The following is a 24,503-nucleotide window of genomic DNA, read 5'->3' as shown; positions in this document are numbered from 1 at the left end:
CCTTTCGCATCAACCGTCTGTGTGATGCCCACCATACAGAAAGATTCTCGAACTACGTCTTCAATCCGTGACTCAAACGGCGGTACCGTTGCTCATTCCCCGCATCCAGCCCACGGAAGGACACCGTGACTCCGCGCGCAGCGTATTTGCTCTCCACGGAGTCGAGCACCGCAACAGTCGAGGCGTCCCAAATATCGGCCCGACTGAAGTCCACGATGACCTCCTTCACCGGCAGGGTGTAGTCGAAGGAGTACACCAAATCATTCGAGGAGGCGAAAAAGAGCTGACCCCGCACCTCGTACACGGCCGTCGAACCTTCACTCGACACCAAGTCAACCGACACCACGTGCGCCACCCGTCGCGCGAACGCCACGGACGCCGCCACGACACCCAGGACCACGCCGACGGCCAGGTTGTTCGTCACCAGCGTGCCAACCACGGTCACCAGCATGACGATGGTTTCCGCCAACGGCATGCGGTGCAGAGTGCGCACCGAGTGCCAGTCCACCGTGTGGAAGGACACCATGAACATCACGGCCACGAGCGCGGCCATGGGGATACGTCCCACCGTATCGCCCAGCACGAGCATGAGGATGAGGAGGAAGACGCCGGCGAGGAACGTCGACAAGCGCGTGCGGGCCTGGGATTCCTTGACGTTGATCATGGTCTGGCCAATCATCGCGCACACGCCCATGCCGCCAATCGCAGCCGCCAGCATATTACCAATGCCCTGGCCCACGGATTCGCGGGTTTTATCGGAGTGGGTATCGGTGAGGTCGTCGACAAGCTTGGCGGTGAGCAGGGACTCCATGAGACCCACCAGCGCCACGCCGAGGGCATAGGGCAGGCACAACATGAAGGTATCCATCGTCCACGGCACGTCCGGGATCACGAACCCAGGCAGCGACGTGGGCAGCTCGCCCTGGTCCGCCACGTCGGGCACATCCCAACCGAAAGCCACGGTGAGCACGCTGACCACGAGAATCGCCACGAGCGGGGCGGGCACAGCCGTCGTCACCCGCGGCCACAGCACCATGACGACCAGGCCCAGCGCCACGAGCGCATAGACCAGCCACGGCACGTTCCACAGGTGGGACAGCTGCGCGGTAAACATGAGGATGCCCAAAGCGTTGACGAAGCCCAGCATGACGCTGCGGGGAATGAAACGCATGAGCTTAGCGACGCCCAACAGCGCCATCACCACCTGCAGAATTCCCGCCATCCAGATGGTGACGAGGACGTACTGCAGGCCATGCTCATGTGCCAAGGGCGCAATGACCACGGCGACGGAGCCCGCCGCGGCGGAGACCATGGCGGGGCGCCCACCGGTGATGGCGATGGACATCGCCATGATGACGGAGGCAAACAAACCCACCTTGGGGTCCAGGCCGGCAAGGATGGAGAAACTTAAAACTTCCGGAATGAGCGCGAGCGCAACAGCAAGCCCGCCAAACACTTCCTTGCGGAAGCGGGCGGGCGAGGTGAAGGCCGCGCGGAAAGATCCGGCGGAGGCTTCTGGCATTAATGACCTTCCTTGTAGGAGCCATCGCGGGTAATGACGGGCAGGACGGACCACGCAAAGTTGATCCACTGGTCGGTCTTCTTCCACGAGAAGTCTGGCTCGAAGATGGTGGTGGGCTTGGTGTAGATGACGGCGGACTTGACCTCAGAGGCGGTCTTCTCCAGAAGATTCACCACGAGGTCGAGGGTCTTGCCGGAGTCAGCGACGTCATCGACGACGAGGACCTTCTTGTCCTTGAGCGAATCGGTATCCAGCTGCGGGTTGAGCAGGATGGGTTCGGGGAGGGTCTCGCCGATATCGGTGTAGAACTCCACGTTGATCGCGCCCATTTCCTTGACGCCGATGGCGTAGCCGATGGCACCGGCCGGGATGAGACCACCGCGGGCCACACCGACGATGAGGTCGGGGAACCAGCCGGAATCCACAATCTCCTGGGACAGGTAGCGGCTGGCCTCGCCGAAGACCTCCCACGTCAGGTTTTCGCGTTCCGGGTTCCACCAATCCGGTGTGCTCATCGTCTAGGTCTCCTTCGCCAGAGTTGTCATTTCCACCAGTTTAACCGCCAACCTCAGCGGAACGGAACCTCCGCTACCGTTCGGCGCAACTTGCGGGTGCGCAGGCGCTCCGGGTTTTCCGCCAGAGCCTCCACCGCGCGGACCGCACACATGACGTGAGCCTCCTTGGAGTTGGAGTAAAAGGCCTGCGCCTGGGCCGGAAGCTTGGGCACGGCATGCAGCGGAAGGTCCGAGACCGACAGCAACGTGCCGTAGGGGATGCGATAGCGATAACCGTTGGCGGCCAACGTGCAGGATTCCATGTCCACGGCCACGGCGGTGGAGTGGCGCAGCCACTCCCACAAATCGCGGGAGGTGCGCCATTCCCAGTTGCGGTCATCGGTGGACAAAACCGTGCCGGTGCGCATGAGCGAGTTATCTTCGCCATAGACCGAGTCCACGGCGGCCTCCAGCATGCGCTGAACCTCCGGGATGGCGGGAATAGGATTACCTGCAGCCACGGTGCCATCGAGGATGTGGTCCTCGCGCTGATAAGCGTTGCCCAGGATGAGGTCACCAATGCGCATGCGGCCATCGAGCCCGGCACAGTGGCCGATCATGATCCACGCTTCCGGACGCAGCACCGCCAGGCAATCCGTGATGGTCTTGGCATTCGAAGGGCCCACGCCGATGTTGATCATTGTGATGCCATCGCCGCCTGCCGTGATGAGGTCGAAGCGCGGCATTTGGTAGCGGGAGGTGAGGGTGAGCTCGTCGACGTCGAGAAGCACGGCGTCATTGGGATGAATCGTCTCCCCCGTGGGCAACACCAGCGCCGTGTAGCGCGAATCCTCCCGCGCGAGCTCACGCAGGCCGAACTTCACAAACTCCGTGGTGTGCATGGCATAGTTGGTGAACAGGATGTACTTCTGGACCGAGTTCACCTCGATGCCGGTGTAGTGCTCGATGCGCGCGCAGGCGATGTCGAAGCGCTGCGGGCCAAAGTGGAACAGCGGCTTCTCCTTGCCGTGGAAGGCCTTCCACGCGCCATCGACGATGCCATCGTGCACCGCATCCAAGGTGGGACGGGGAATCTCTCCACGATTCTCCGGCAGGGGTTCAGCACCCCGGATGTATTCCGGCGGGATGCGCTCATCCGATTGGCCCACGTAGATATCGCAGGGGTAATTGCTGGTCAGCCTGGTCAGCTGCTCAAGCAGGTAGCCGCGGATGAGCCACGGCTTGGAAATGACCGCCGAGTAGCGGCCCTCCTGGTCCACATAACCGAAGGGTTCGGAGCGGTCGATGGGGCTCCAGTCGCGGACCTGCACGATGATCTTGGGGTAGACCACGTGACGGTAGGCGTCGAGGTCTCCCGAGGCCAGCGCTTCGCGCGCCAGATCGCAGGAGCTGTCATAGAGCTCGCAGAGGCGGTTGACCGCCTCGGTGACGGAGTGGGCATGCTGCAGGTCAGTCATGCCGGCCAGTCTAGTGCGGATACTCCATTTGGGAGGCGTCTCCGGCGTCGCGGACAATCTCCAGGGACTCGCGGAACTCAACAAGGTCCACGCCGGACTGGCGGTACTCGTTGAGGATGGTCTCCGGGATGCACACCGCGCGCGGTTCGAGGTCAATGCCCTTCTGGGTGATGGTGACCTTGCCGTCTTCGACGGTGGCCAAGCCGGACTCCTGCAGGCCCTGCACGAGGCCTTCGTAGGTGCCGGTCTCCGGCTGGAGGCGCTCCTCCATGGCCTCCAGGGTGATCGGCTCCTTAACTTCCCACAGAATCATGAGCATGAGGTACTGCGGGTAGGTGATGTCGAGCTCCTTGAGCAAGGGATCATAGGCGCGAATCACCGAGCGCGCGGCACGGTACAGCGAAAAACACAACTGGTCTTCAAGGTGGAGAGACATATCAGCAAGGATACCTTAAAGATTTTTTCGTGCGCAATGGTCTGAACTGAGAAAAGGTGCCCGTGTGCTCAAGAAACGCCCCGTCACAGGCGAAATCAAACCTTAACGTATGTGCAGAAGGCGGTACATACAGGCAGGGAGTGGTGCGGGCGATCCGGAGGTGACAAGGCGGGCCCGTCGCCGCTCGGGTGTAGCGGGGTGGCACAAAAGGCGTAAAATGTATCCACATGTCCACTCCCCCGCTTCCCCTCGGCGCCCGAATGCGCGCCCGCGGCGTGTGTGAAGACGACTGGTCCGCGCGCCCCACCGCCGAACGGTCCTGGCCTGTCATCCTCATCCATGGAACGTGTGACACGAAGGGCGTGTGGCAGGTCCTCGCCGGCATGCTGAGGGAGGCCGGCTGGGCGGTCTTCGCCCCCGATTACGGCACGCGCGCCACCGGCCCCATTCCGGATTCGGCGCGGCAGGTGGATGCCTACATTGATGCTGTCCTGACGGTGACCGGTGCTGAGAAGGTCATCCTCGTGGGCCATTCCCAGGGCGGTTTGCTCGCGCGCTACTGGATGCGCATGCACGGTGGCGCGGGGCGCGTCCACCACGTCGTGTGCGTCAGCGCGCCCAACCACGGCACCACGCAGGGCGGCATCGCCAGCCCCCTGTTCAAGAGTGAGCGCCAGGAGGACGTGGTGCGCTCGCTTATCGACGGCTGGTTCGGCCCCGCCGGCATGCAACAAATCGTCGGCAGCGAGATCGTGGAGGCCACGAACCGCGAGAGCGAAGTGGAACCCGGCGTGAGCTATACGTGCATTGCCACGCGGTCCGACGCCGTCGTGGTCCCGCCCACCACCTGTTTCCTCACCGGTCCGAAGGTGCGCAATGTCTTTGTCCAAGACGTCGAGCGGCGCGCGCTCATCCGACACGAGGACATGCCCATGGACAAGCGAGTGTGCGGGATCATTCTGGAGGACCTAGAGCAACTCGCGGAGGCGAGTGGTGCGAGAAACGATTAGAGGTCGAGGGCGTCGAGAAGCGCATCGAAAGCCGGACCCACCTGGGTGCGCCACAGCGTGTCCACGCGGTCATCGGCGCGGCCCGGCCCGCCGTTGATGGTGGCCACGCGCTTGCCCTGCTTCTTGGCCTCAAGCACGAAGCGAAACCCGCTCATGACTGCCAGCGAGGACCCCGCAACCAGCAGAGACTCGGCGGCCGCGACCATCTCATAGGCGGCGTCCTTCTTCGCGGTGGGCACGGGCTCGCCGAAATACACAACATCCGGCTTGAGGCGTTGCGAGCCGCAGCGCACACACCCGGGCATCACGAATTCCGCAACCGCTTCCTTGCTCAGCGCCACGTCACCGTCCGGGTTCACGTCCGCCTTATCCACGACCCACCGCTGCAGGAACCCCGGATTCGCCGCGGCGGCGCGGGCATCGTAGTCTGCCCGCCTCTCCTCATAACCACAGCTCAAGCACACCACGTGTTGCATATCTCCGTGCAGGGTAATGAGGTTGCGTTGGCCCGCCTCCTCGTGGAGGCCGTCCACGTTCTGGGTCACGAGGCCCTCAAGCAACCCGGCGCGCTCAAGCTCCACGAGCGCGTAGTGCGTGCGGTTGGGGGCGGCGGCATTCATGACGCGCCAGCCCACAAAGGCGCGGGCCCAGTAGCGGTGCGAGGCGGAAGGATCGTGGAGAAACTCCTGGTACGTCATGGGCCGGTGGCGGCTGAGCGAGCCTTGCGGCCCGCGATAGTCCGGCACGCCGGATTCCGTTGAGACGCCAGCACCCGTGAGGACCATGACGTTGCCGTTGCGGAGTTGGCGGGAGACGTCGGCAAGCGCCAGCTCCGGTGGTGTCGGCGTCGCTATTTCGGAGACGACGCGGGAGATCGAGCGCAGCGCGGACTGGTGGGCGTGGGCGACGGCGGGATCCATGGCGCCCACTCTAGCTAGCCCAGCGTCTCCTCGTAGATATCGTCAGAATCGAGCTCGCCGTGGCGCGAGCAGCGTGCGCTCCAGCCATCGGGGCGAACCTGGACCACCATGCGGCGCCCGCACAGCTGGCAGTAGCGCGGCACGTCGAGGCCGGCCGCCGCCGCTGGGTGGAGCGGAAAATTCTCACTGAGCGGCTTGCCGGTGTTGGGGTGAAACAGTGGTTCCTCCCCGGCGAGGACCGCGGCGACGAGCTCGGTCGACTCGCTCCGTGAAGGGGCCATTAGAGGGCCTTGATGGGCAGATCGATGCGGCCGAGCATGTCGACGTCCTTCTCAATCTGCTTGCCCAGCGTGGTGAGGTAGTTGCCGGCGATAATCGCGTTGATGCCGCCGAGGAGGCCCTGCTCGGTGCCATCGTCACCGAGGGAGAGCTCGCGGCCACCTGCGAAACGGAGGGTCACCGACGGCATGGCCAGGCGGAAGGCGGCCACCGCGCGCAGCGCTTCACCCAGCGGGACCAGGGGGCGATCCGCAAACGGGGTGCCCGGGCGCGGGTCAAGGAAGTTCATCGGAACCTCGCACGGCTCGATCTGGGCCAGCTGGTAAGCGAACTCGGCGCGGTCCTCCAGGGACTCACCCATGCCGATGATGCCGCCGGAGCAGACCTCCATGCCCACGGCGCGGACGTTGTCGAGGGTCTCCTTGCGCTCTTCCCAGGTGTGGGTGGTGACCACGTTGGGGAAGAAGGACTTGGAGGTCTCCAGGTTGTGGTTGTAGCGCTGGGCGCCCATGTCCTTGAGGCGCTGCGCCTGCTCCAGGGTGAGCGTGCCCAGGGACAGCGAAATTTCGATGTCAACCTCATCGAGGATGGCGGGGATCGCCTCGGCGACCTGGGCCAGGAGGTTTTCATCCGGGGCCTTCACCGCGGCAACAATGCAGAACTCAGTCGCACCAGACTTGGCAGTCTTCTTCGCGGCCTCCACCAGCTCCGGGATGTTGAGGCGGGCGGCGCGCACGGGTGACTCGAACAGGCCGGACTGTGAACAGAAGTGGCAGTCTTCCGGACAGCCGCCGGTCTTGATGGAGATGATGCCCTCCACGGATACGTCCGGGCCACACCACTTCAAACGGGTCTTGTGGGCGATGTCAGCGATCTCTTCCAGCTGCTCATCGGGGATCTGGAGGACCTGGAGGAGTTCCTCTTGGTTGAGGCCGATGCCCTGTTCGAGGGCCTTGTCACGCGCGATATCTACGATGCTCATGACAGAAACCTTACTTGAACGGTGTTCAAGTTGTGGAAAATCGCCGCCTTTTCCTTCAGCGGACTACCCTTGAGGGCCATGACTCTCTACGACGACACCCTGGCCCTCCTCCAAGAGCTCATCCGCAATGCCTGCGTCAACGATCTCACGCCGGATTCCGGCCACGAGGTTCGCAACGCCGACACCCTGGAGCGCTTCTTCGAGGGGACACCGGTGGAGATTCAGCGCTACGAGTCCCATCCGGGCCGCGTCACCCTCGTCGCCACCGTTCCGGGCGACCCGGACAAGGAGCCGCTGACCCTCATGGGCCACACGGATGTCGTGCCCGTCGACGAGCCAAAGTGGACCAAGCCGCCCTTCGACGGCGTTATCGAAGACGGCAAGCTCTACGGCCGCGGCGCGGTGGACATGCTGTTCATTACGGCGACGATGGCGGCGGTAACGAGGGATGTGGCCAAGCGCGGCAACCCCGGCGGCACCCTGGCGTTTGTGGGCATGGCGGACGAAGAGGCCCGCGGCGGCCTGGGTTCCATCTGGATGGACGAGCACCACCCGGAGGCGTACTCGGTGCGCAACTGCCTGTCGGAGACCGGCGGCAGCCACCTGCCCGGCGCGCTGGGTTTCAACGTGGGCGAGAAGGGCGCCGGCCAGCGCCGCCTACACGTGCACGGCGATGCCGGCCATGGTTCAACGCCGTTTGGCAAGGATTTTGCCATCGTCAAGATTGGTGAGGTGGCGCGCCGCATTGCCGCGGCTGAGCCGCCGGTGGCTACAGACGAGGTATGGCAGGGCTTCGTCAAGACCTTCCGCTTTGACCCGGAAACGGAGGCCGCGCTTCTCGACGGCTCCGCAGACCCCACCCACTACGAGCAATTCGGCAACCTTGCCGCCTATGCCCACGCCTTCTCACACACCACCATCTCCCAGACGGTGCTGCGCGCCGGTGGCGCCATCAACGTTTTGCCCTCCCATGCCTACCTGGAGATGGACATCCGCCCCTTCCCTGGCCAGACCCAAGACGAGCTCGACGAGTTCCTGCGCGACGCCCTTGGTGACATGGCCGACGAGGTAGAAATCGAGCACCTTATTACTGAGGACGCCACGCAGTCTTCCACCGATACTGAGCTGTGGCGCTGCATCGAGGAGACAGCCCACGAGTTCTTCCCGGATAAGGAAGTGCTGCCGGTGTTGGCCACGGGTGGTTCGGACCTGCGCGTGGCGCGCCGCCGCGGCGGCAACGCCTACGGCTTTGCCCTGCATGCAGAAGACCGCGATATGGCCAGCGCGAACTCGCAGCTGCACAGCCACGACGAGCACCTCTACCTAGAAGACTTGGATTTGACTGTGAAGGCGTATTCTTCGCTAGTAGATCGCTTCCTGGGGCAGGAGCACTAGCGCAAAAGTGTAAAAGGTGTGGCACAATGTGGCGCATGAGAAACAAGCTTGTCCTGTGTTCCGCTGCTGCAGCCGTCACCGTCGGCCTTGCTAGCCCTGCTGCCTCGGCCGATATGGTCGATGACTACCTGGCCAAGGTGCCGGCTGGCCAGATCTCCTGTGAGCAGGCATCGAAGTACTACACCAACCCGTCCGACTACAACAGCAAGAAGTCCCAGGCCCTCGCTGCCGCCAATTTCCACCCGCGCGGCGGCGAAATCCGTGACGCCATCGCCCGCGCCGACGAGGCCATCGCTCGCTGCGGCCTGGGCGGTGGCGGCGGCAAGACTGCCCCCGCGAACAACAACCAGGGCACGCCAGCCCCCGCCCCGGCCAACAACCGCGGCAACAACACCCCCGCCCCAGCCAACAACGGCGGCAACAACACTCCAGCCCCGGCCAACAACGGCGGAAACAAGACCAACGCTCCGGCTAACAATGGTGGCAGCGCCCCGACCGCTTTCCCGACGATTCCGGTGACTTTCGGCTCCTTCACCATCTACGTCCCAGACATCGTGGCGTACCTCAAGACCCTTGTCGAGGGCACCCCGCTGGCCCCGCTGCTGCCCTAAGCAACAGCCTTAAGCAACTAGCGAAAATACGTCCCCGCGTGTAGCGCGCAGCCGGTATTGAAGGCATGCCCGCACGCGGGGCATTCGTATGCTGGGCTTGCTTCATCGCCGGCATACTCGGCATACGTCATCTGACGTCCGCACGCCCCGCACATGACGCAGAGTTCGTATTTCGGCATGGCGCCAAACTCGTGGTCAGTTAATTCCGCATGGCACAGGGAACACGCGAACCAACCGGTACAGGTGCGGCACTTGTTCGCGACGACGTCGACAAGCGTGTGCCAGTGCCGGCACCGCCCTTCCGCGTCGATGGCTCCCTGGATCATGGCCACGACTCTAACAGCCGCGCCATCGCCCGATAGGCCGGCGTGACGTCCATGCGCAGGCGGCTCTCCAGCATTTCCGAAGGGAAGTCAGCGGGAAGAAGCTCTGCAGGGAAGGGCGGGGTGTGGCGCAGCGCCGCAAAGACGGCAGAATGGCGGCGCGTGGTTTCGACGACGACGCCAACGTCATCGGTGGGCAGAGGGGGGACGTCGCCCAGCGCGCTAATGCGGGCAGCGCTCTCCTCAAGGTCCCACGCGGTGGCAATAACGTCGCGGGCGGTGTCCGTATCCACGGACCAAGTGCCGACAAAGGTTTTCTGCGCCCACTCCCCCGGCGCGTGGGCACCCACCAGGACTCCGGGCCGTAGCTGCCGGAAACCGCTGGCCTGCGCGGCGCGCAGGAGGGCATCCCTTTCTGTACGGCGATCCTCGCCGATATCGAAGATAACGGTGTGAAACGCCCCGTCCCATTGGAAGGCGCGCGGCGAGCCTAGGTGACGAAACTCCGCAAGGTAGTTCCCCACCATGGAATACACGGAGTATCGCCCGGCTCGGCGCGAGGATAGATCGCCCGCGCGCACCATGCGGGACAGATAGGTGCGAACGCCAGCCGGCGACAGACCCAGCCCAGTAAGGATTGGTGTCAGCACGGGCCCGGGGAGTTCCTCACGGCGAGCTAATCCGCAGAGATATCCAAAGGTTCCTGGTCCAACGTCAGCCATGCGCCAACCCTAAGGATTTTATGTGTCACAAACAAACCGTTACGTATGTTTTGTGGCACACTATGTGGCATGAGTCTCAATCCGCGCCTGCTCAACTTCCTCATCCTCGGCGTCTTCGACGTCGGCCTCGCCATCCTCCTGTTTCAACTGGTTGACTCCGCAACCGGCAACCACGTCTACGCCTACCTAGCCGCCAGCATCGGCCCCCTCATCGGTGGCATCATCCAGCACGTGCGGCAAAAATCCTTTTCTGGGATTTCTGCACTGATCTTTGCATTCAACCTTGCCGCGGCCTTAGCCACGCTGATCGGTGGCACCGATGAGCGCCTCCTTCTAGTTAAAGGCAGCGTTATTACCGGTGTTTTCGGCCTGCTCTTCCTTGGTAGCCTTGCCCTGGGCAAGCCCCTCGCCTTCTACTTTGGCCAGCGCTTTGGCACCGATGGCACGAAGGAAGGCGTGGCCTACTGGAATGGGTTGTGGCAATACCCGACCTTCCGCGCTTCCCAGCGCTACATCACTATCGTGTGGGGCGTAGTGTTCCTACTCGAAGCAATCATCCGCATCGTCGCCGCCTATTCTCTCCCCTTCACCACCGCCTACTGGCTGTCGAATGCGTTGCCTTTCGTGGCCCTCGCTATCTGCTTGACGGCTACCTTCGTCATTGCCTCACGCACCCGCAGGTCCGCGCCGACCCCGGCCTAGCGCGTGAGCCCCCACACGATCAGCTCGTGTACGCGCGGATCATGGGGCAGTTTTCCGTGCTCGACCGGAACTGACTCCACGTTGGCCACGTCCGCGCCCGGAACTGCAGTTAACTGCGAGGTCTCATTCGGCGTCACAGTGTTGTCTGCGGGTGAATAGATAGAGGTGTAGGTGATCCCCGGCGCGGTGTCCGGCAACTGGTTGAGATTCTCCATAAAGTCCGAACCCTGCAGCTGCTGGATACCGGCACTGGTTCCAACAAAATTGGTCACATCGGGCGCGATTTTTGCCGCCGTGCTTAGGGGCGTTGCTCTGTCGCCCCATGTTGTCCCGTGAAAGTTCGCGCCAATCGTGACCACGCGGCGCACCTCATCGGGTGAACCATAAAGCTGTGCATAGGACTTGGTGTGCAGCCCACCCTGGGAAAAGCCCACGAGGTTTACTTTCTCTGCCCCAGTAACGCCGCGGATGTACTCGATATGCTGGGCGATTTCACGCCCGGAGGACTCTAAATCCGCAATGCCCTTCATGTACGGGTAGGCGTTCTGGAAGGCCAGGTCATCCCCACCGTAGTCGAAGGCCCACACGCACATGCCCTGCTCGGTGAGCTTAGGGATGAGATCGTTCCACTCGGCCGAGTTCGCCGAAGTGCCGTGGAGAAGGACGACCGGCTCGGTGACGGGTCCTGTGGGCTGGCATTCTGGGTCATTGATGCCGAGCTCCAAGGAGGCAGACGTCTCCATCGTTTGAGCATGGGCTGGAACGGGTGCAGAGGTACCGAGGAGAATGGCGAGGAACGCGCGCTGCAGAAAGCCGTGTTTCATGAGGAGCGAGCATATCGCCCTAGTCTGGGCGCATACTGTGTACTCGCTGTTAGCGCGAGGAGAGGCTGCTCAGGCTGCTGCTGCGGTCTTTCTCTGGCTGCTCGGTGCGCTCTTCGGATGGCTTTTCTGCGGGAGCTTGGCGGCGCTCTTGGGCGCGGGCTTGGCGCACGATGGCGGCCTCAGTCTCCGCCAGACGCGCGGCCGCTTCCTCCTCGTCGTAGCTCTTCATCAGCGCGGTGAGGTTGTCCACATATGGGTAGATCTCGCTGTGCCACATGAGGCGGCGCGTGCCGTCCTCGCAGGACTCATTTTCCTCGCCACCGGTGTGTACGGCGAAGATGGTCTCGTCCTGGTAAAGCGGGGCGCCGGAATCACCGCTGCAAGAGCGCGACGCGAACAGGGAATGGGATTTAAGCAGGTTCTCAAACTCGTGGTTTTGGATTTCGTAGGTCACGCCGGTTTGCTCAATGCGGGACACGGCCTCCGAGGCGAACGTATGGGAACCGCCGTAGCCCACGAGGAAAAGCTTTTCGTTGACGCGCAGGGGGCGGTCGGGAAGCTCGAAGGCCTCAGCATCCATGGGTTCCGCTTTGAGCAAAGCAATGTCCGATTTCTCCGCCACCGGAGTCGACGCAACTACCTTGGCGCTATCCCCGTCTGTCTGGGTAAGACGCAGGTTGCGGCCTAAACAGTGCGTGGCCGTAAGCCACCAATCATTGCCGATGTACCCCGCTGAACATTCCCTCGCGCCATTCATCCACACCGCGGCTACGCGGTCATCGTTCACAGCGACCTGGCTCGTGGCCTGCAGGACCTCGGATGCTGCGGAGTCACCGGAGCCGTCCGAGGTGCCGGGTGCGGCATGGGGAACCCCGAACACGGAAGCTACCGCTACGAGGACGGACAGTATGGATGCGAGAAAACCTGAGAACACAAGGCGTTACTTTATCAGCGGTACCACAGAAACGCAGCGCGCTACTGCACACCTAGGCGTTCGGCCAGTCCGGTGAGGAAGACATCGACGAAGGCGTCGAAGGAAGCGGCGAGGAAGTTCTCGCCCGCCGTGCCAGAAGGCTGCTGGCTGTCGAGGGAAGCGAGGAGAGTCAAGACAGAAGGGGCTCCTTCTGGCGGGACGGGGATGGGGGAATCGGGCACCTCGGCGTGGCCGGGCGTGGGGGCAACCTCCGCCAAGAGGTAACCGTTGAGCGCGCAGAAGAATGACTGAACGCTAAAGAGCTGCTGCTCGGGAGGGATTCCTGCCTCGTCGAAGACTGTCAACGCCGGCGCGATGTGCGCGATTTCCGCCGGTGTGGAAATCGGACGGGTAGCCACGAGCACGAAGAGATTGGGGTGGCGCAGGGCGAGGGCGCGGTAGGCACCGGCAGCGCTGCGCAGTGCTGCCTCCCAGGTTGGGGACTCCGCGGGGAGGGTGAGTTCGAGGATGAGGTGTTCGTGGATGGCGTCGAGAAGCTCGGCCTTGTTGCGCACGTGGTGGTAGAGGGACATCGCCTGCACGCCCAGGCGGCCCGCGACGGCACGCATGGACACACGCTCGAGGCCCTTTTCATCACCAATGGCGATGGCTGCCTCGACGATGGCATCGCGCGTAATGATTTGTGACACGTGACCTCCTTCTGGACGGCCGCCGGACTACGATAAAAGGTGAAACTTACAGTGTAAGGGAGAAGGGACATGAAGCACCCGTTTCGCTGGCTGCTTGGCGGCCAAGCCATATCCGCACTCGGTTCCCAGGTTACGTTCATGGCGCTGCCGCTCATTGCAGTCACGCTTCTTGATTCTAACCCGCTCCACATGGGCATTCTCGGGGCCCTGGACAACCTGCCCTACCTGCTCTTCGGCCTGTTCGTCGGCTCGCTCGTGGACCGCCGCCGGCGCCGCCCGCTCATGATCGCCTCCGACCTCCTTCGTGCGCTGGCCGTCCTCACGATTCCGGTGGCATTCCTTGTCGGTGGCATCACGTTTACCCACCTGTGCCTTGTCGCTTTCGCCGTTGGCCTGGGCAACCTGGTCTTTGATGTGGCCTGCCAGGCGCAGATGCCGGACATCGTCGGTGAGGACGGCGACCTTGTGCAGGCCAACGGCGCGCTGCAGACCACCTCCGGCATCGCCTCGCTCACCGCCCCGGGCCTCGTGGGAGTCTTTATCGCCACGGTAGGTGCGCCCCTCGCCATGCTTATCGACGCCTTCTCCTACCTCATCTCCGCCGCCAGCCTCCGCATGATTGGGCCCGATTCCTCTACCGCCACCGCCGACGCCACCGTATGGGAGGACGTGAAGACCGGCGTGGGCTCCGTCGTGCGCGATAACCGCTTGCTCGGCCTCACCGGCGCGGGTGCGGCCGTCTCGCTGGGGATGAACGCAGCTTTCTCTGTTCTCATGGTGTTCCTCGCACGTGAGCTGCACGTCAGCACCATCGGCATCGGGCTGGTTTTCCTCGCCATCGCTCTGCTCGGAGCCACCGGCGCGCTGACAGCACACCACCTGGCCAAGGCTGTGGGCGCTGGACGGGTGCTCCTGTGGGGGCCTGTGGTGGCAGCCGTGGGACTGGTGTGCATGGCGCCTGCCGGCCATGTCACGACCCCGCTGCTCCTCATCTACCTTGGGGCAGGCTTGTGCGGCTGGGGCATCATGACCAGCCAAGCTCTTGCCGCCGGCCTGCGCCAAGCCTTCGCCCCTGAAGAGATTCGCGGCCGCGTACTAGGCACGATGCGCTTTGTGGAATGGGGCATCATGCCGGTCGGCGCGCTCCTCGGCGGCTTCGCAGGCCAGCTGCTCGGGGTGGCCCCGGCCGTCGCCTTCTCCGGTGCACTCGTAGCCACCGGCTCCGTGTGGGTCCTCACCACCGGCCTGGCGCGCCTACACAGCGTGCCGATTCCCTGACTCGGCCCACGAACAATGTTGCTCACGGTAAATAGCACCAAACCGCCGGTGGATACTTGGCGCTACGACCGCATCATTGGACTTGCTGCCGTGCGCGCTGACGCATACTCCAATCCCGTCGACTCCTGGCGCACACTGCTCAACCCTGCTGTGGGGGTTACTCGTAGCGAAGCGAGCTGACCATCCCGGTTTCCATGTGATAGGCGTTATGGCAGTGAAATGCCCACTCACCGGGATTGTCAGCGATCAGGTCGGCGATCATGGTTTCACCGTGGCGGAGAAGGACGGTGTCCTTGCGTAGCCCGCCGCTGCCGGGCAGCGCCCACGTGTGGCCGTGGATGTGCATGGGATGGGGCATCATGGTCCTGTTGCGCATGACCATCCGCAGGCGCTGGCCCTCCTGCACGGTCGCGGAGGAGGATTGACCGTCGGTGAGAATGCTCCATTCATACGGCATCATCTGCCCGCCCAGGTCGATGCTGACTTCTCGGTCTGGTGTGCCCTCGGGCAGGAGTGCACGGTCTGCTGGCTTCAGGGAGGACAGAAGCAGTCCGGTGGACGACAACTCGGGGAAGTCGACATCGGGGTGGGGGGCCTGGCCGCCGGCGGTGCGGATGACGGCGAAGGCGCGGTCGTCCTTACCCACCGCCAAAGCCGTGAGCGGGAAGATGCCGTCGCCGAGGATGACCTCGACGTCGACACGCTCGCCCATCGACAGGTAAATCGATTCGGTCTCCCAGGGCTGGACAGGGAAGCCGTCGGTGTGGGTGACGGTCATGCGGTGACCACCGAGGGCCACCTTGAAGATGGTGTCACCGCCGGAGTTGATAAACCGCAGGCGGGCCTTGTCGCCCGGGCGAGCCTCGAAGGTCCGGTGAGCACGGGGGATACGTCCGTTGATGAGGTAGTGCGGATACATCACATCGCCGGCATCCCCGCCCAGTACCCGGTCCGGGGTGCCGTGCATCATATGGCCGTGACCTCCCATTCCCATCCTCCCGTTATGGTCGCCCGAACCCATTCCGGTGAGCTTGTCGAGCTCATCGTCGGGAGTGCCCTGAATGCCATCGACCCAGTCGTCGAGCACGATGGTCCACTCGACGTCCTGGTCCTCAGCGTCTTGCGGGTCACGGATGATCAGTGGGGCGTGAAGGCCGCGATCAAGCTGCAGGCCGGAGTGGGAATGGTAGAAGTAGGTGCCACCGTGGGGGACTTCAAAAACATAGGAGAAAGACTCGCCAGGTTCAATGGGGTCCTGGGTCATGCCGGGCACACCGTCAGCTGCGTTGTGGAGTGCGATGCCATGCCAGTGGATGGAGGTGCTATCAGGCAGTTCATTGGTGATATCGACCTGGAGGACGTCGCCGGCGGTAGCCTCAATGGCCGCATCCCCGGTGTCAGAGACGTATCCCCACGTCTTGGCTTCGATGCCGCCGATATCCAGAGAGAGGGGCCGGGCGGTCAGTGTCCGGCGCACCGTCGGCTCACCGAGCGCAGTGGGGGTGGGAGTGGGGCGAAGGGAGGAACCTGGTGCCGAGGCAGCAGGTCCAGGGTCGCTGGTGCAAGCGGCCACGGCCCCGGTGCCGGCGAGGACGAGCCCGCCGAGCAAAAACTGTCGTCGGGAAAATCCGTTCATCATGATTTAACCTTCCTTAGTGTTAGATTTCAGTGACACGGGAGACAGGCGCAGGTGAGGACCCTGCCCCGCGTGAGGGCCGTGCCCTCCACCCATTGAAAATATACCCCCCTGGGGTATATTGAAACTATACCCCAGGGGGGTATACGCTAGAAAGCGGCATCGCCGCACCCCACCGAACCGAAGGAGCTTTCCCATGATCACCTCCCCGCCCCGCCTCTTGCCGCTGGCCTCCCACGGCTGCAGCTGTTGCGGACCTGCCTCGCGTGCCGACACCGCCTCCGTCCCTGCCACCAGCGACTCGTCAGCAGGAGGGTCCTCCTCTAGCTATCAGGTCACCGGCCTGACCTGCGGGCACTGCGTGAAAAGCGTGACCCAGGCCCTTCAGGCCCTCCCCCAGGTCGACGACGTCCAGATTGATCTCGCTGCTGGTGGTGTTTCCACCGTCACGATCACCGGTGCCGTACCTCCGGAGATGGTTCGCCGGGCCATCGAGGAGGCCGGCTACACCGTCTTATCCTGATTAGTTTTACCCATCATCTCGACCCCCGACCGGGTTGAGCGAAAGGAACGTCATGAGCACTCCCCACCATTCGGGTGATCACCATGGTGATCACCCCGCTCCGGAAACAGACCACACCCACCACCCGGATCATGTCGGCCACGAACACCACGCAGATGCCGACACCCACGGCCAGGCGATGCCCCACGATCACCCGCACTCCGCCCTGGACGATGACCACCACGTTCATGGTCACGGCGAACACGCCGGGCACAGCACCGCAATGTTTCGGGACCGCTTCTGGTGGTCGCTGATTCTGTCCATTCCCGTCGTTATTTTCAGCCCCATGGTCGCCGACCTGCTCGGCTACCGCCTCCCGGCATTCCCCGGATCCACCTGGATCCCCCCGGTGCTGGGCACGATCATCTTCGTCTACGGCGGAACGCCTTTCCTCAAGGGCGGATGGAAAGAACTGAAATCCCGCCAACCCGGGATGATGCTCCTGATCGCCATGGCCATCACCGTGGCGTTTGTCGCCTCCTGGGTCACCACTCTGGGGCTGGGCGGTTTTGAGCTGGACTTCTGGTGGGAGCTGGCCCTGCTGGTGACCATCATGCTGCTGGGCCACTGGCTGGAGATGTCCGCTCTCGGGGCCGCGTCCTCCGCGCTTGACGCGCTGGCTGCCCTGCTGCCGGATGAGGCCGAGAAAGTCATCGACGGGACCACCCGCACCGTGGCCATCTCCGAGCTGGTCGTCGACGACGTCGTGCTGGTGAGGGCCGGTGCCCGCGTGCCGGCCGACGGAACCATCCTCGACGGAGCCGCCGAATTCGATGAGGCGATGATCACCGGCGAATCCCGTCCCGTCTTCCGCGACACCGGTGACAAGGTGGTCGCCGGTACCGTGGCCACCGACAACACCGTCCGCATCCGGGTGGAGGCTACAGGCGGGGACACCGCCCTGGCCGGGATCCAACGCATGGTTGCCGACGCCCAGGAGTCCTCCTCCCGGGCCCAGGCCCTGGCGGATCGGGCGGCGGCGTTGTTGTTCTGGTTCGCGCTGATCTCCGCTCTGATCACCGCGGTGGTGTGGACCATTATCGGCAGCCCGGACGATGCCGTGGTGCGCACGGTCACGGTGCTGGTCATCGCCTGCCCGCATGCCCTGGGCCTGGCGATTCCGCTGGTCATTGCGATCTCCAGCGAGCGAGCCGCGAAGTCCGGGGTGCTCATCAAGGACCGGATGGCGCTCGAGCGGATGCGCACCATCGACGTGGTGCTCTTCGACAAAACCGGCACCCTGACCGAGGGTGCGCACGCGGTCACCGGTGTCGCGGCCGCTGTCGACGTCACCGAGGGCGAGCTGCTGGCCCTGGCCGCCGCCGCGGAGGCCGACAGCGAGCACCCCGTGGCCCGCGCCATCGTGGCGGCCGCGGCCGCCCATCCCGAGGCCTCCCGTCGGCAAATGCGTGCAACTGGATTCAGCGCCGCCTCCGGCCGGGGGGTCCGGGCCACTGTCGATGGCGCTGAGATCCTCGTGGGCGGGCCGAACATGCTGCGCGAGCTCAACCTCACCACCCCGGCCGAGCTCACCGACACCACCAGCGCCTGGACCGGGCGTGGGGCCGGTGTGCTCCATATTGTCCGCGACGGTCAGATCATCGGTGCGGTGGCCGTCGAGGACAAGATCCGCCCCGAATCCCGCGCCGCCGTGAAGGCCCTGCAGGACCGCGGGGTGAAGGTCGCGATGATCACCGGCGACGCCCAGCAGGTGGCCCACGCCGTCGGTCAGGACTTAGGCATCGATGAGGTCTTCGCCGAGGTCCTGCCCCAGGACAAAGACACCAAGGTCACGCAGCTGCAGGGCCGGGGTTTGAGCGTGGCCATGGTCGGTGACGGTGTCAATGATGCCCCCGCTCTGACCCGCGCGGACGTCGGTATCGCCATCGGTGCCGGCACGGATGTGGCCATGGAATCTGCCGGGGTGGTCCTAGCCAGCGATGACCCGCGGGCAGTGCTGTCGATGATTGAGCTGTCCCAGGCCAGCTACCGCAAGATGATCCAGAACCTGATCTGGGCCTCTGGCTACAATATCCTCGCTGTGCCGCTGGCCGCCGGAGTGCTCGCCTCGATCGGGTTCGTGCTGTCCCCGGCCGTGGGCGCGATCTTGATGTCTGCCTCGACCATCGTGGTGGCCCTGAACGCCCAGCTGTTGCGCCGCATTGATCTGGATCCGGCTAACCTGGCTCCGACCGAGTCGAAGGACGAACACACCACACCTACTCCGGCATCCACCGCCGTCCACTGATCCACCACTTCTCTCCGCTGCCCCCATATGACCCTGAACAGGTGCTGTTGCAAAGTTGGGGCAGTAGGAAGGGCGACGTGAAGTAATCACAGCCATGGGTATCTTCTCCGGTCGTCATTTCCCCCCGTGACATCATTCTGTGGGCAGTGCGGTGGTACTGCCGCTACGGGGTGAGCTACCGCGATCTGGAGGAAATGATGACCGAACGGGGCGTGCTGGTCGATCACACCACGATCTACCGCTGGGTCCAGAAATACGCCCCTGAGCTGGACAAGCAAACACGGTGGTACCGGCAGGTACCTGACTGGCAGGCCAGTTTTTGGCGGGTGGATGAGACCTATATCCGGGTCGGCGGCAGGTGGTGTTACCTCTATCGGGCGATCACCGCCGGTGGCCAGACCCTGGACTTTTACCTCTCTCCGAAGCGAAACGTGGCCGCAGCGAAGCGTTTCCTGGCCAAGGCCTTCAAATCCAATGCGTCAGCCGGGTACCCCAGAGTGATCAACACCGATAAAGCACCCTCCCTAGCCAGAGCAATCGCCAAGTTGAAGTCAGAGGGAATCTGCCCGCCAACAGTGGAACACCGGCAGGTGAAATACCCCAACAACATCCTGGAAGGCGACCATGGTCGGCTGAAGCGGGTTCCTCGGGCCGAAAGGCGCGTTTAAGAACCGGACATCTGCATATCGGATGTTGAAAGGGATGGAGGCGATGCACTCATTGCGGAAAGGACAAGGCGCGATGTTTGCCAACAGGCAACCGAACCCGGACGCGGTGATCGTCAACCAGGTCTTCGAGACGGCCTAACAACGCCCACACGCAGCGGCCACCAGGGAATGAGAAACTGAGTCTTCGCTGCTCTCCCCCCAACTTTGCAACAGCACCTCCCCTGAAACTGCAGGTTGGAATGAAGCAAAATCCAAGGGGGTTTCGGATACCGGAAGCCTCCACAACCAGATTGTGTTTCACCCGCTATCTCAAGTCGCCCGAGTTAAGCCTAGTTGGAACTTGGAGGATTGGCGCCCTGATGTTGGACTTCCTAGAACAACAGCCGAACGATGTAATCTGGGTGGGGGAGACAACTAACCATACAAACCCGTGCTAAAACAGCAAACATGTGTTGAGGAGGGTGGCATTGATGCGTAAACAGAAAAGCGCAGCCTACTGGTGGAGCGTTAGTGTCGTTGTAGTGCTGTTCATCGCAACGCTTGTAATCAATTATCTAGCAGGACTAAGTGCTGATGAATCATACTTTGGAGCACATTGGTGGCATCGTCTGGCGTGGGTTACGCCACTGTTGTTCTTGGCTTCTTTGATTTGGGCCTGGTTCGAGCACAGGAAGGAAGCGCAAAGGACACCTAATGCCAACTCACAATAAAAAGAAGCTAGCCATCTTCACCCTCGGTGTCTTGCTTGCCGCCATCGCCATACTTTTTGCTGAATGGTGGGTTGTCAAGACGACCGTTTCCCAATCCCCGGCGCAAGTGTTCGCAGCCATTGCAGCAATAACCGCCGTAGTATTTGGCACCGTAGCCGGTCGAGCTGCAAGGCCCTGGTTGCGCAGTGATAGCGACACGGAATAATCGCCTACACGAAAAGGCAGATTAACACTTGGCTGCCGCCCCGCTCCGGAAGATGACTACAGTCGCTTACGCTCAACGAGATGGCGAGGACGTTACAGCATGTGGTGTTATTTCTGCCCGCTGTGTGGGTCACGATAGATTTTTACCATTGGAGCTCTTTGGTGTCGCCGATTTACCCAGTCGCAGCGTTGTCTGCTAGGTCTCCGTTGAATACCCAGCCAACAAGAAATGATGGGAGATAAAGTGCGCGTGCGGCAGTCATATGCAGAGCGTGCTTTCGAATACGTTGCGGCGCTAGGTGATGTCGACAGCATGGATCCACTAGACGTTAACCTTATAACTGATTGGGGGATGAATATTCATGGTCCTTTGCTTGATGCTGGTTCAGGGCCAGGTCATTGGACTGAACTCCTGCGTAGTTTGGGCTGTGACGTCACGGGTCTCGATATAGTTCCAGAATTTATTGACTCGGCACGCCAGCGATTTCCTCTAGCCACCTTCGAGACAGGTAACCTTTTGGATATGCCGTTCGAATCTTCTAGATTCGACGGGATCCTTGCTTGGTATTCACTCATCCATATGACACCAAAAGAACGCCGCGCAGCTTTAAGAGAGTTTTCCAGGGTCCTCAAACCGAAAGGAACTCTCCTTATCGGGGCTTTCCTAGGGCAGCAGGGCGTTTCGTTTAACCATGCGATCACAGAGGCCTTCTACTGGTCGGAAGCGGGATTGGTTACCTATTTGGAGTCTGCGGGTTTTCAAGTGATCTCCGTCGATACTCGTGATTCCGAAGGTAGGCGACCTCATATTTCAGTGCTAGCTCGACTTCCTTAGGAAGACTCATGGAGCACGGATGGGTTCTTCGTGTTTGGCATGATCTGTTCTTGATCTACAGGATTCCGATAGAACGTGAGAACGCCAAGGAGAAAAAGCAGCACGCAAGGCTTGGGCGAAAGAACAACTTAAACGACGCGGCCACCCAGACGGGCGACCTGCCACATTCGACACCGGCATCGACAACGAATGGAACCCCAGCTTAGGCATAAGAAAAGGCTGGGCCGGACGCGCCTAAATCCACACGAAATGTCCCTTAACGCGACACGCCGCAAATCCACACGAAATGTCCCTTAAGCCAGAAAAGATCTATTACAACAAAAAAGACAATGAACTTAACCCCCAACGGGGGCTTAAGGGACATTTCGTGTGGATAAACCGATACGAATTCCCGGGGCAACCTGGGACAATGCGGTGATCTTGATTTTGAATCGGTTCCAACAGCCCGATCTGAGAAATCAACACCGGATAGTCCTAGGTCTGTGATAGGGGGACTGCAGCTGGTGCGGTAAGGCCAATTCCTATGGCTAATAGGAATCGGCCGTCGTGTGACATGTGCGGCCACGGACTGGTTAAGAACGGCAAAACCGCGGCAGGAACCCAACGCTGGCTATGCCCTCATTGCAACGCATCTTCGATTAATACCCGGGTGCACACCAGCGAGATTCGGCACTTCAAAATCTTTATTGACTGGATTCTTTCCGGCGAATCCGCAGACCATCTCGCCACACGTCTCGGGGTATCAAGACGCACCTTGACCCGGTGGTTCACATTGCTGTGGTTTATCACCGTGCCCACGTCTACTGACTCCTATCGTGTCTACGACCAGGTCTTTATCGACGGCACCTACTTTCACAAGAAATGCCTGCTGGTAGCCTGCACCGACACACACGTCATCGCCTGGCATTGGTGCCTGCGTGAAACCTCATACGAGTACTTAAAACTGCTCGACAAAATCGCGCAACCACTCATCGTCACCACCGACGGGGCAGGCGGAGCGCTCAAGGCACTGCGCATTAAATGGCCCGACGTGAGAATCCAGCGCTGTCTTGTTCACGTCCAGCGCAACACCTTTGCTGATATCAGCCGCAACCCGATTCACCCAGCCCATAAAGCAATCCGAAAGCTGGGCTACATGCTCGTCCAGGTACGCAATCCCGAAGATGCTGCACGGTTTACAGCTGCAGTCCACCACACCCGCATCACCTTTGCCGATTGGCTTAAACAGCGCACCTACCGCAGTGCTATACCGGCAGGCCAAGTACCGAAATGGGTCAGCCCTAACCAGAAATGGTGGTACACCCACCGCAATGCCCGCAGGGCTCTAAAACGGTTAGAAAAGCTCATCCACGCAGGACACCTATTTGCCTTTCTTACCCCGCCTGATGGCCTCACACAGGACTTAAAAGCCACCACAAACCTGCTGGAAGGCGGCATCAACAAACAACTCAAAGACTTAGCGGGCAATCATCGCGGCATGTTCGATGAGCATCAGCGCATCACCATGGACTGGTGGCTCTACACCCACACCGAAGACCCGGTAGCGCCACTGGAGTTGGCCAAGCAACAAGACTTCGGACGCCAAGGAGAAAAGGCAGCACGCGCAGCCTGGGCGAAAGAAGAACTTAAACGACGCGGCCACCCAGACGGGCGACCAGCCACATACGACACCGGCATCGACAACGAGTGGAACCCCAGCTTAGGCATAAGAAAAGGCTGGGCCGGACGCTCCTAAATCCACACGAAATGTCCCTTAACGCGACACGCCGCAAATCCACACGAAATGTCCCTTAAGCCCCAACGGGGCAACTGAAAACGAAAAATCTCGAGACACCGACCGGAACGATGTCTCGAGACTTCACATGGTGCCCGGGGCGGGACTTGAACCCGCACGTCCTATAAGGACACTGGCACCTGAAGCCAGCGCGTCTGCCAATTCCGCCACCCGGGCAGGGTTTAGATGTCTTGGCGACCAGCTAACTTTAGCACGCAGCCCCGTTGAATCGACAAATCCGCTGGCAAAGCCGAACTTTTTCCTGAATACACAGGGAACTTTGGGCCGCGCGTCTACGTTAAATAGGGAAAAGCCACCTATACTGATCGCTGCTATATCGCTGTATCCCACCGTCGCGGTGAGATATTTCCCTGGAACATCCTGAAAGGAGGACGGCACTTCCCCATGGCATTGCTCGAGAAACTCGCCAAGCTGGATTCCTCCCTGCAGCGCGGATTGGACAACGGCATGGCCTTTGTCTTTGGCGGCAAGGTCGTCCCCGCAGAGATTGAGGAACTCCTCAAGCAAGAGGCGCAGGACAACCTGTCCCGCGGTGATGACGGCAAGCTGTACAGCCCCAACGTCATGACCGTCGGTGTGTCCTCCAAAGACATTGAGAACCTCTCCCAAGACCGGGATATTCCTTCGGATTTGTCTGACCAACTCACCCGCTTCATTCGCAACAGTGGCTGGTCCTTAGCTGGGCCGGTCATCGTGCGAATTGCGGAGGAGTCGGGACTGCGCACGGGCCAATTGCGCGTGTCTTCCTTTTTGGACCACGAGCCCACCGAAGAAACGGGATTCGACGCGATTTTCCACCACGACCATGGTCAGGAGGACTCTATGACCCAGCCGCACAACGCCGACGAGGCAAAGACCACCGCTTTCATGGTGCCGAACCCCAACGAGCCGGCACCAACCCCGCAGGGCCCGGCGGTGACGCTCATGCTGCAGGACGGTTCCTCCCGCGTCTACCACGTGCGCGAAGGCTCCAACATCCTCGGCCGCAGCAACGACGCTGACCTGCGCCTGCCGGATACGGGTGTCTCCCGCCAGCATGCGGAAATCACGTGGAATGGCCAGGATGCGGTGCTGGTGGATCTGCAGTCCACGAACGGCACCACGGTCAACGACACCCCGATTGAGAACTGGCTGCTTGCCGACGGCGACGTGATCACCCTCGGCCACTCCCACATCGAGGTCCGCATTACCGGCCTTGAGAACCAGAATTATTAAACCCCAGTTCCCCCTAGAGTAAGGACCTTCC

General features: G+C 61.9%; 25 protein-coding genes, 1 tRNA gene and 2 pseudogenes. 14 read left to right on the top strand and 14 right to left on the bottom strand.

What is annotated here, in order from left to right:
• Positions 1-52 precede the first annotated feature (52 nt).
• Genes CSING_RS00315 through CSING_RS00300 form a run of 4 tightly spaced genes read right to left on the bottom strand, consistent with a single transcriptional unit; the run spans position 53 to position 3,930 of the window.
• Positions 53-1,522 (bottom strand): SulP family inorganic anion transporter, encoded by a 1,470-nt coding sequence (locus CSING_RS00315; RefSeq protein WP_042528704.1) that lies wholly within the window; start codon positions 1,520-1,522, stop codon positions 53-55.
• Positions 1,522-2,037 (bottom strand): phosphoribosyltransferase, encoded by a 516-nt coding sequence (locus CSING_RS00310; RefSeq protein WP_042528702.1) that lies wholly within the window; start codon positions 2,035-2,037, stop codon positions 1,522-1,524. Before CSING_RS00310 ends, CSING_RS00315 begins: the two co-directional genes overlap by 1 nt.
• Positions 2,038-2,090: 53 nt before the next feature.
• Entirely contained in the window at positions 2,091-3,494 is a 1,404-nt protein-coding gene (gene amn / locus CSING_RS00305) for an AMP nucleosidase (RefSeq protein ID WP_042528700.1), read from the bottom strand.
• 10 nt (positions 3,495-3,504) lie between these two features.
• The gene (locus tag CSING_RS00300) at positions 3,505-3,930 is read right to left on the bottom strand and encodes a MarR family winged helix-turn-helix transcriptional regulator (RefSeq protein ID WP_042528699.1); all 426 of its coding nucleotides are present in this window, start codon (positions 3,928-3,930) and stop codon (positions 3,505-3,507) included.
• A gap of 227 nt (positions 3,931-4,157) precedes the next feature.
• On the opposite strand from CSING_RS00300, the gene CSING_RS00295 reads away from it, so the two are divergent.
• Positions 4,158-4,940, top strand: a complete 783-nt coding sequence (locus tag CSING_RS00295) for an esterase/lipase family protein (RefSeq protein ID WP_042528697.1) — start codon at positions 4,158-4,160, stop codon at positions 4,938-4,940.
• Here the strand turns inward: CSING_RS00295 and CSING_RS00290 are convergent.
• The 3 genes from CSING_RS00290 to bioB are packed head-to-tail and all read right to left on the bottom strand — an operon-like array spanning position 4,937 to position 7,121.
• On the bottom strand, positions 4,937-5,860 hold the full coding sequence (locus CSING_RS00290) for a Sir2 family NAD-dependent protein deacetylase (protein ID WP_042528695.1): 924 nt from the start codon (positions 5,858-5,860) through the stop codon (positions 4,937-4,939). The two genes, CSING_RS00295 and CSING_RS00290, sit on opposite strands and share 4 nt — an antisense overlap.
• A 14-nt stretch (positions 5,861-5,874) precedes the next feature.
• Entirely contained in the window at positions 5,875-6,141 is a 267-nt protein-coding gene (gene bsaP / locus CSING_RS00285; RefSeq protein WP_042528693.1) for a biotin synthase auxiliary protein BsaP, read from the bottom strand.
• Entirely contained in the window at positions 6,141-7,121 is a 981-nt protein-coding gene (gene bioB, locus CSING_RS00280) for a biotin synthase BioB (RefSeq protein ID WP_042528691.1), read from the bottom strand. Before bioB ends, bsaP begins: the two co-directional genes overlap by 1 nt.
• Positions 7,122-7,199: 78 nt before the next feature.
• Here bioB and CSING_RS00275 point away from each other — a divergent pair, with 78 nt between their 5' ends.
• Positions 7,200-8,516: a M20/M25/M40 family metallo-hydrolase gene (locus CSING_RS00275; RefSeq protein WP_042528689.1), complete on the top strand. Its 1,317-nt coding sequence runs from the start codon at positions 7,200-7,202 to the stop codon at positions 8,514-8,516.
• Between the two features lie 35 nt (positions 8,517-8,551).
• On the top strand, positions 8,552-9,127 hold the full coding sequence (locus CSING_RS00270; protein WP_407637934.1) for a hypothetical protein: 576 nt from the start codon (positions 8,552-8,554) through the stop codon (positions 9,125-9,127).
• A gap of 17 nt (positions 9,128-9,144) precedes the next feature.
• Here the strand turns inward: CSING_RS00270 and CSING_RS00265 are convergent, their stop codons facing one another.
• On the bottom strand, positions 9,145-9,453 hold the full coding sequence (locus tag CSING_RS00265) for a CHY zinc finger protein (RefSeq protein ID WP_042528685.1): 309 nt from the start codon (positions 9,451-9,453) through the stop codon (positions 9,145-9,147).
• Positions 9,450-10,172 carry a hypothetical protein gene (locus tag CSING_RS00260; RefSeq protein ID WP_084226130.1) on the bottom strand — a complete coding sequence of 241 codons (723 nt, stop codon included), beginning with the start codon at positions 10,170-10,172 and terminating at the stop codon, positions 9,450-9,452. The genes CSING_RS00265 and CSING_RS00260 overlap by 4 nt, the downstream gene beginning before the upstream one ends.
• A 69-nt stretch (positions 10,173-10,241) precedes the next feature.
• Here CSING_RS00260 and CSING_RS00255 point away from each other — a divergent pair, with 69 nt between their 5' ends.
• On the top strand, positions 10,242-10,874 hold the full coding sequence (locus CSING_RS00255) for a VC0807 family protein (RefSeq protein ID WP_052471347.1): 633 nt from the start codon (positions 10,242-10,244) through the stop codon (positions 10,872-10,874).
• Here the strand turns inward: CSING_RS00255 and CSING_RS00250 are convergent.
• Genes CSING_RS00250 through CSING_RS12945 form a run of 3 tightly spaced genes read right to left on the bottom strand, consistent with a single transcriptional unit; the run spans position 10,871 to position 13,321 of the window.
• Positions 10,871-11,698 (bottom strand): lipase family alpha/beta hydrolase, encoded by an 828-nt coding sequence (locus tag CSING_RS00250; protein ID WP_042528683.1) that lies wholly within the window; start codon positions 11,696-11,698, stop codon positions 10,871-10,873. The two genes, CSING_RS00255 and CSING_RS00250, sit on opposite strands and share 4 nt — an antisense overlap.
• Before the next feature lie 49 nt (positions 11,699-11,747).
• Positions 11,748-12,632, bottom strand: a complete 885-nt coding sequence (locus CSING_RS00245) for a trypsin-like serine protease (protein WP_042528681.1) — start codon at positions 12,630-12,632, stop codon at positions 11,748-11,750.
• 41 nt (positions 12,633-12,673) lie between these two features.
• Positions 12,674-13,321: a TetR/AcrR family transcriptional regulator gene (locus CSING_RS12945; RefSeq protein WP_052471346.1), complete on the bottom strand. Its 648-nt coding sequence runs from the start codon at positions 13,319-13,321 to the stop codon at positions 12,674-12,676.
• Positions 13,322-13,390: 69 nt separating this feature from the next.
• On the opposite strand from CSING_RS12945, the gene CSING_RS00235 reads away from it, so the two are divergent.
• Entirely contained in the window at positions 13,391-14,599 is a 1,209-nt protein-coding gene (locus CSING_RS00235; protein ID WP_042528679.1) for an MFS transporter, read from the top strand.
• Between the two features lie 157 nt (positions 14,600-14,756).
• Here CSING_RS00235 and CSING_RS00230 read toward each other — a convergent pair whose 3' ends face one another.
• Positions 14,757-16,238 (bottom strand): multicopper oxidase family protein, encoded by a 1,482-nt coding sequence (locus CSING_RS00230; protein WP_042528677.1) that lies wholly within the window; start codon positions 16,236-16,238, stop codon positions 14,757-14,759.
• 193 nt (positions 16,239-16,431) lie between these two features.
• Between CSING_RS00230 and CSING_RS00225 the strand changes: the two genes are divergently transcribed.
• From CSING_RS00225 to CSING_RS00195, 8 genes and pseudogenes are all read left to right on the top strand, one after another.
• Positions 16,432-16,758, top strand: a complete 327-nt coding sequence (locus CSING_RS00225; RefSeq protein WP_042528675.1) for a heavy-metal-associated domain-containing protein — start codon at positions 16,432-16,434, stop codon at positions 16,756-16,758.
• Positions 16,759-16,810: 52 nt separating this feature from the next.
• Positions 16,811-19,045 (top strand): copper-translocating P-type ATPase, encoded by a 2,235-nt coding sequence (locus tag CSING_RS00220; RefSeq protein ID WP_042528673.1) that lies wholly within the window; start codon positions 16,811-16,813, stop codon positions 19,043-19,045.
• Between the two features lie 94 nt (positions 19,046-19,139).
• Positions 19,140-19,852, top strand: a pseudogene (locus tag CSING_RS00215) (IS6 family transposase).
• A 48-nt stretch (positions 19,853-19,900) separates the two neighbouring features.
• Positions 19,901-20,131 (top strand): DUF2599 domain-containing protein, encoded by a 231-nt coding sequence (locus CSING_RS14175; RefSeq protein WP_084226129.1) that lies wholly within the window; start codon positions 19,901-19,903, stop codon positions 20,129-20,131.
• A gap of 275 nt (positions 20,132-20,406) precedes the next feature.
• Positions 20,407-20,628 (top strand): hypothetical protein, encoded by a 222-nt coding sequence (locus CSING_RS00210; protein WP_042528670.1) that lies wholly within the window; start codon positions 20,407-20,409, stop codon positions 20,626-20,628.
• A 228-nt stretch (positions 20,629-20,856) separates the two neighbouring features.
• Positions 20,857-21,462 (top strand): class I SAM-dependent methyltransferase, encoded by a 606-nt coding sequence (locus tag CSING_RS00205; protein WP_084226128.1) that lies wholly within the window; start codon positions 20,857-20,859, stop codon positions 21,460-21,462.
• A gap of 82 nt (positions 21,463-21,544) precedes the next feature.
• Positions 21,545-21,700: pseudogene (locus tag CSING_RS13455) on the top strand (IS256-like element ISCau1 family transposase); the annotation flags it as partial.
• Positions 21,701-21,985: 285 nt separating this feature from the next.
• Positions 21,986-23,197 (top strand): IS1249 family transposase, encoded by a 1,212-nt coding sequence (locus CSING_RS00195; RefSeq protein ID WP_042528664.1) that lies wholly within the window; start codon positions 21,986-21,988, stop codon positions 23,195-23,197.
• A 128-nt stretch (positions 23,198-23,325) separates the two neighbouring features.
• Here CSING_RS00195 and CSING_RS00190 read toward each other — a convergent pair.
• Positions 23,326-23,413: transfer RNA gene (locus CSING_RS00190), tRNA-Leu, on the bottom strand.
• A gap of 228 nt (positions 23,414-23,641) precedes the next feature.
• On the opposite strand from CSING_RS00190, the gene CSING_RS00185 reads away from it, so the two are divergent.
• Complete coding sequence (locus CSING_RS00185) at positions 23,642-24,472, top strand: DUF3662 and FHA domain-containing protein (RefSeq protein ID WP_042528662.1); 831 nt, start codon at positions 23,642-23,644, stop codon at positions 24,470-24,472.
• Positions 24,473-24,503 lie beyond the last annotated feature (31 nt).

Source organism: Corynebacterium singulare (genome assembly GCF_000833575.1).
GTDB lineage: Bacteria > Actinomycetota > Actinomycetes > Mycobacteriales > Mycobacteriaceae > Corynebacterium > Corynebacterium singulare.
Note: the sequence above shows the minus strand (reverse complement) of the source record. Positions and strands in the feature narration are given on the sequence as shown.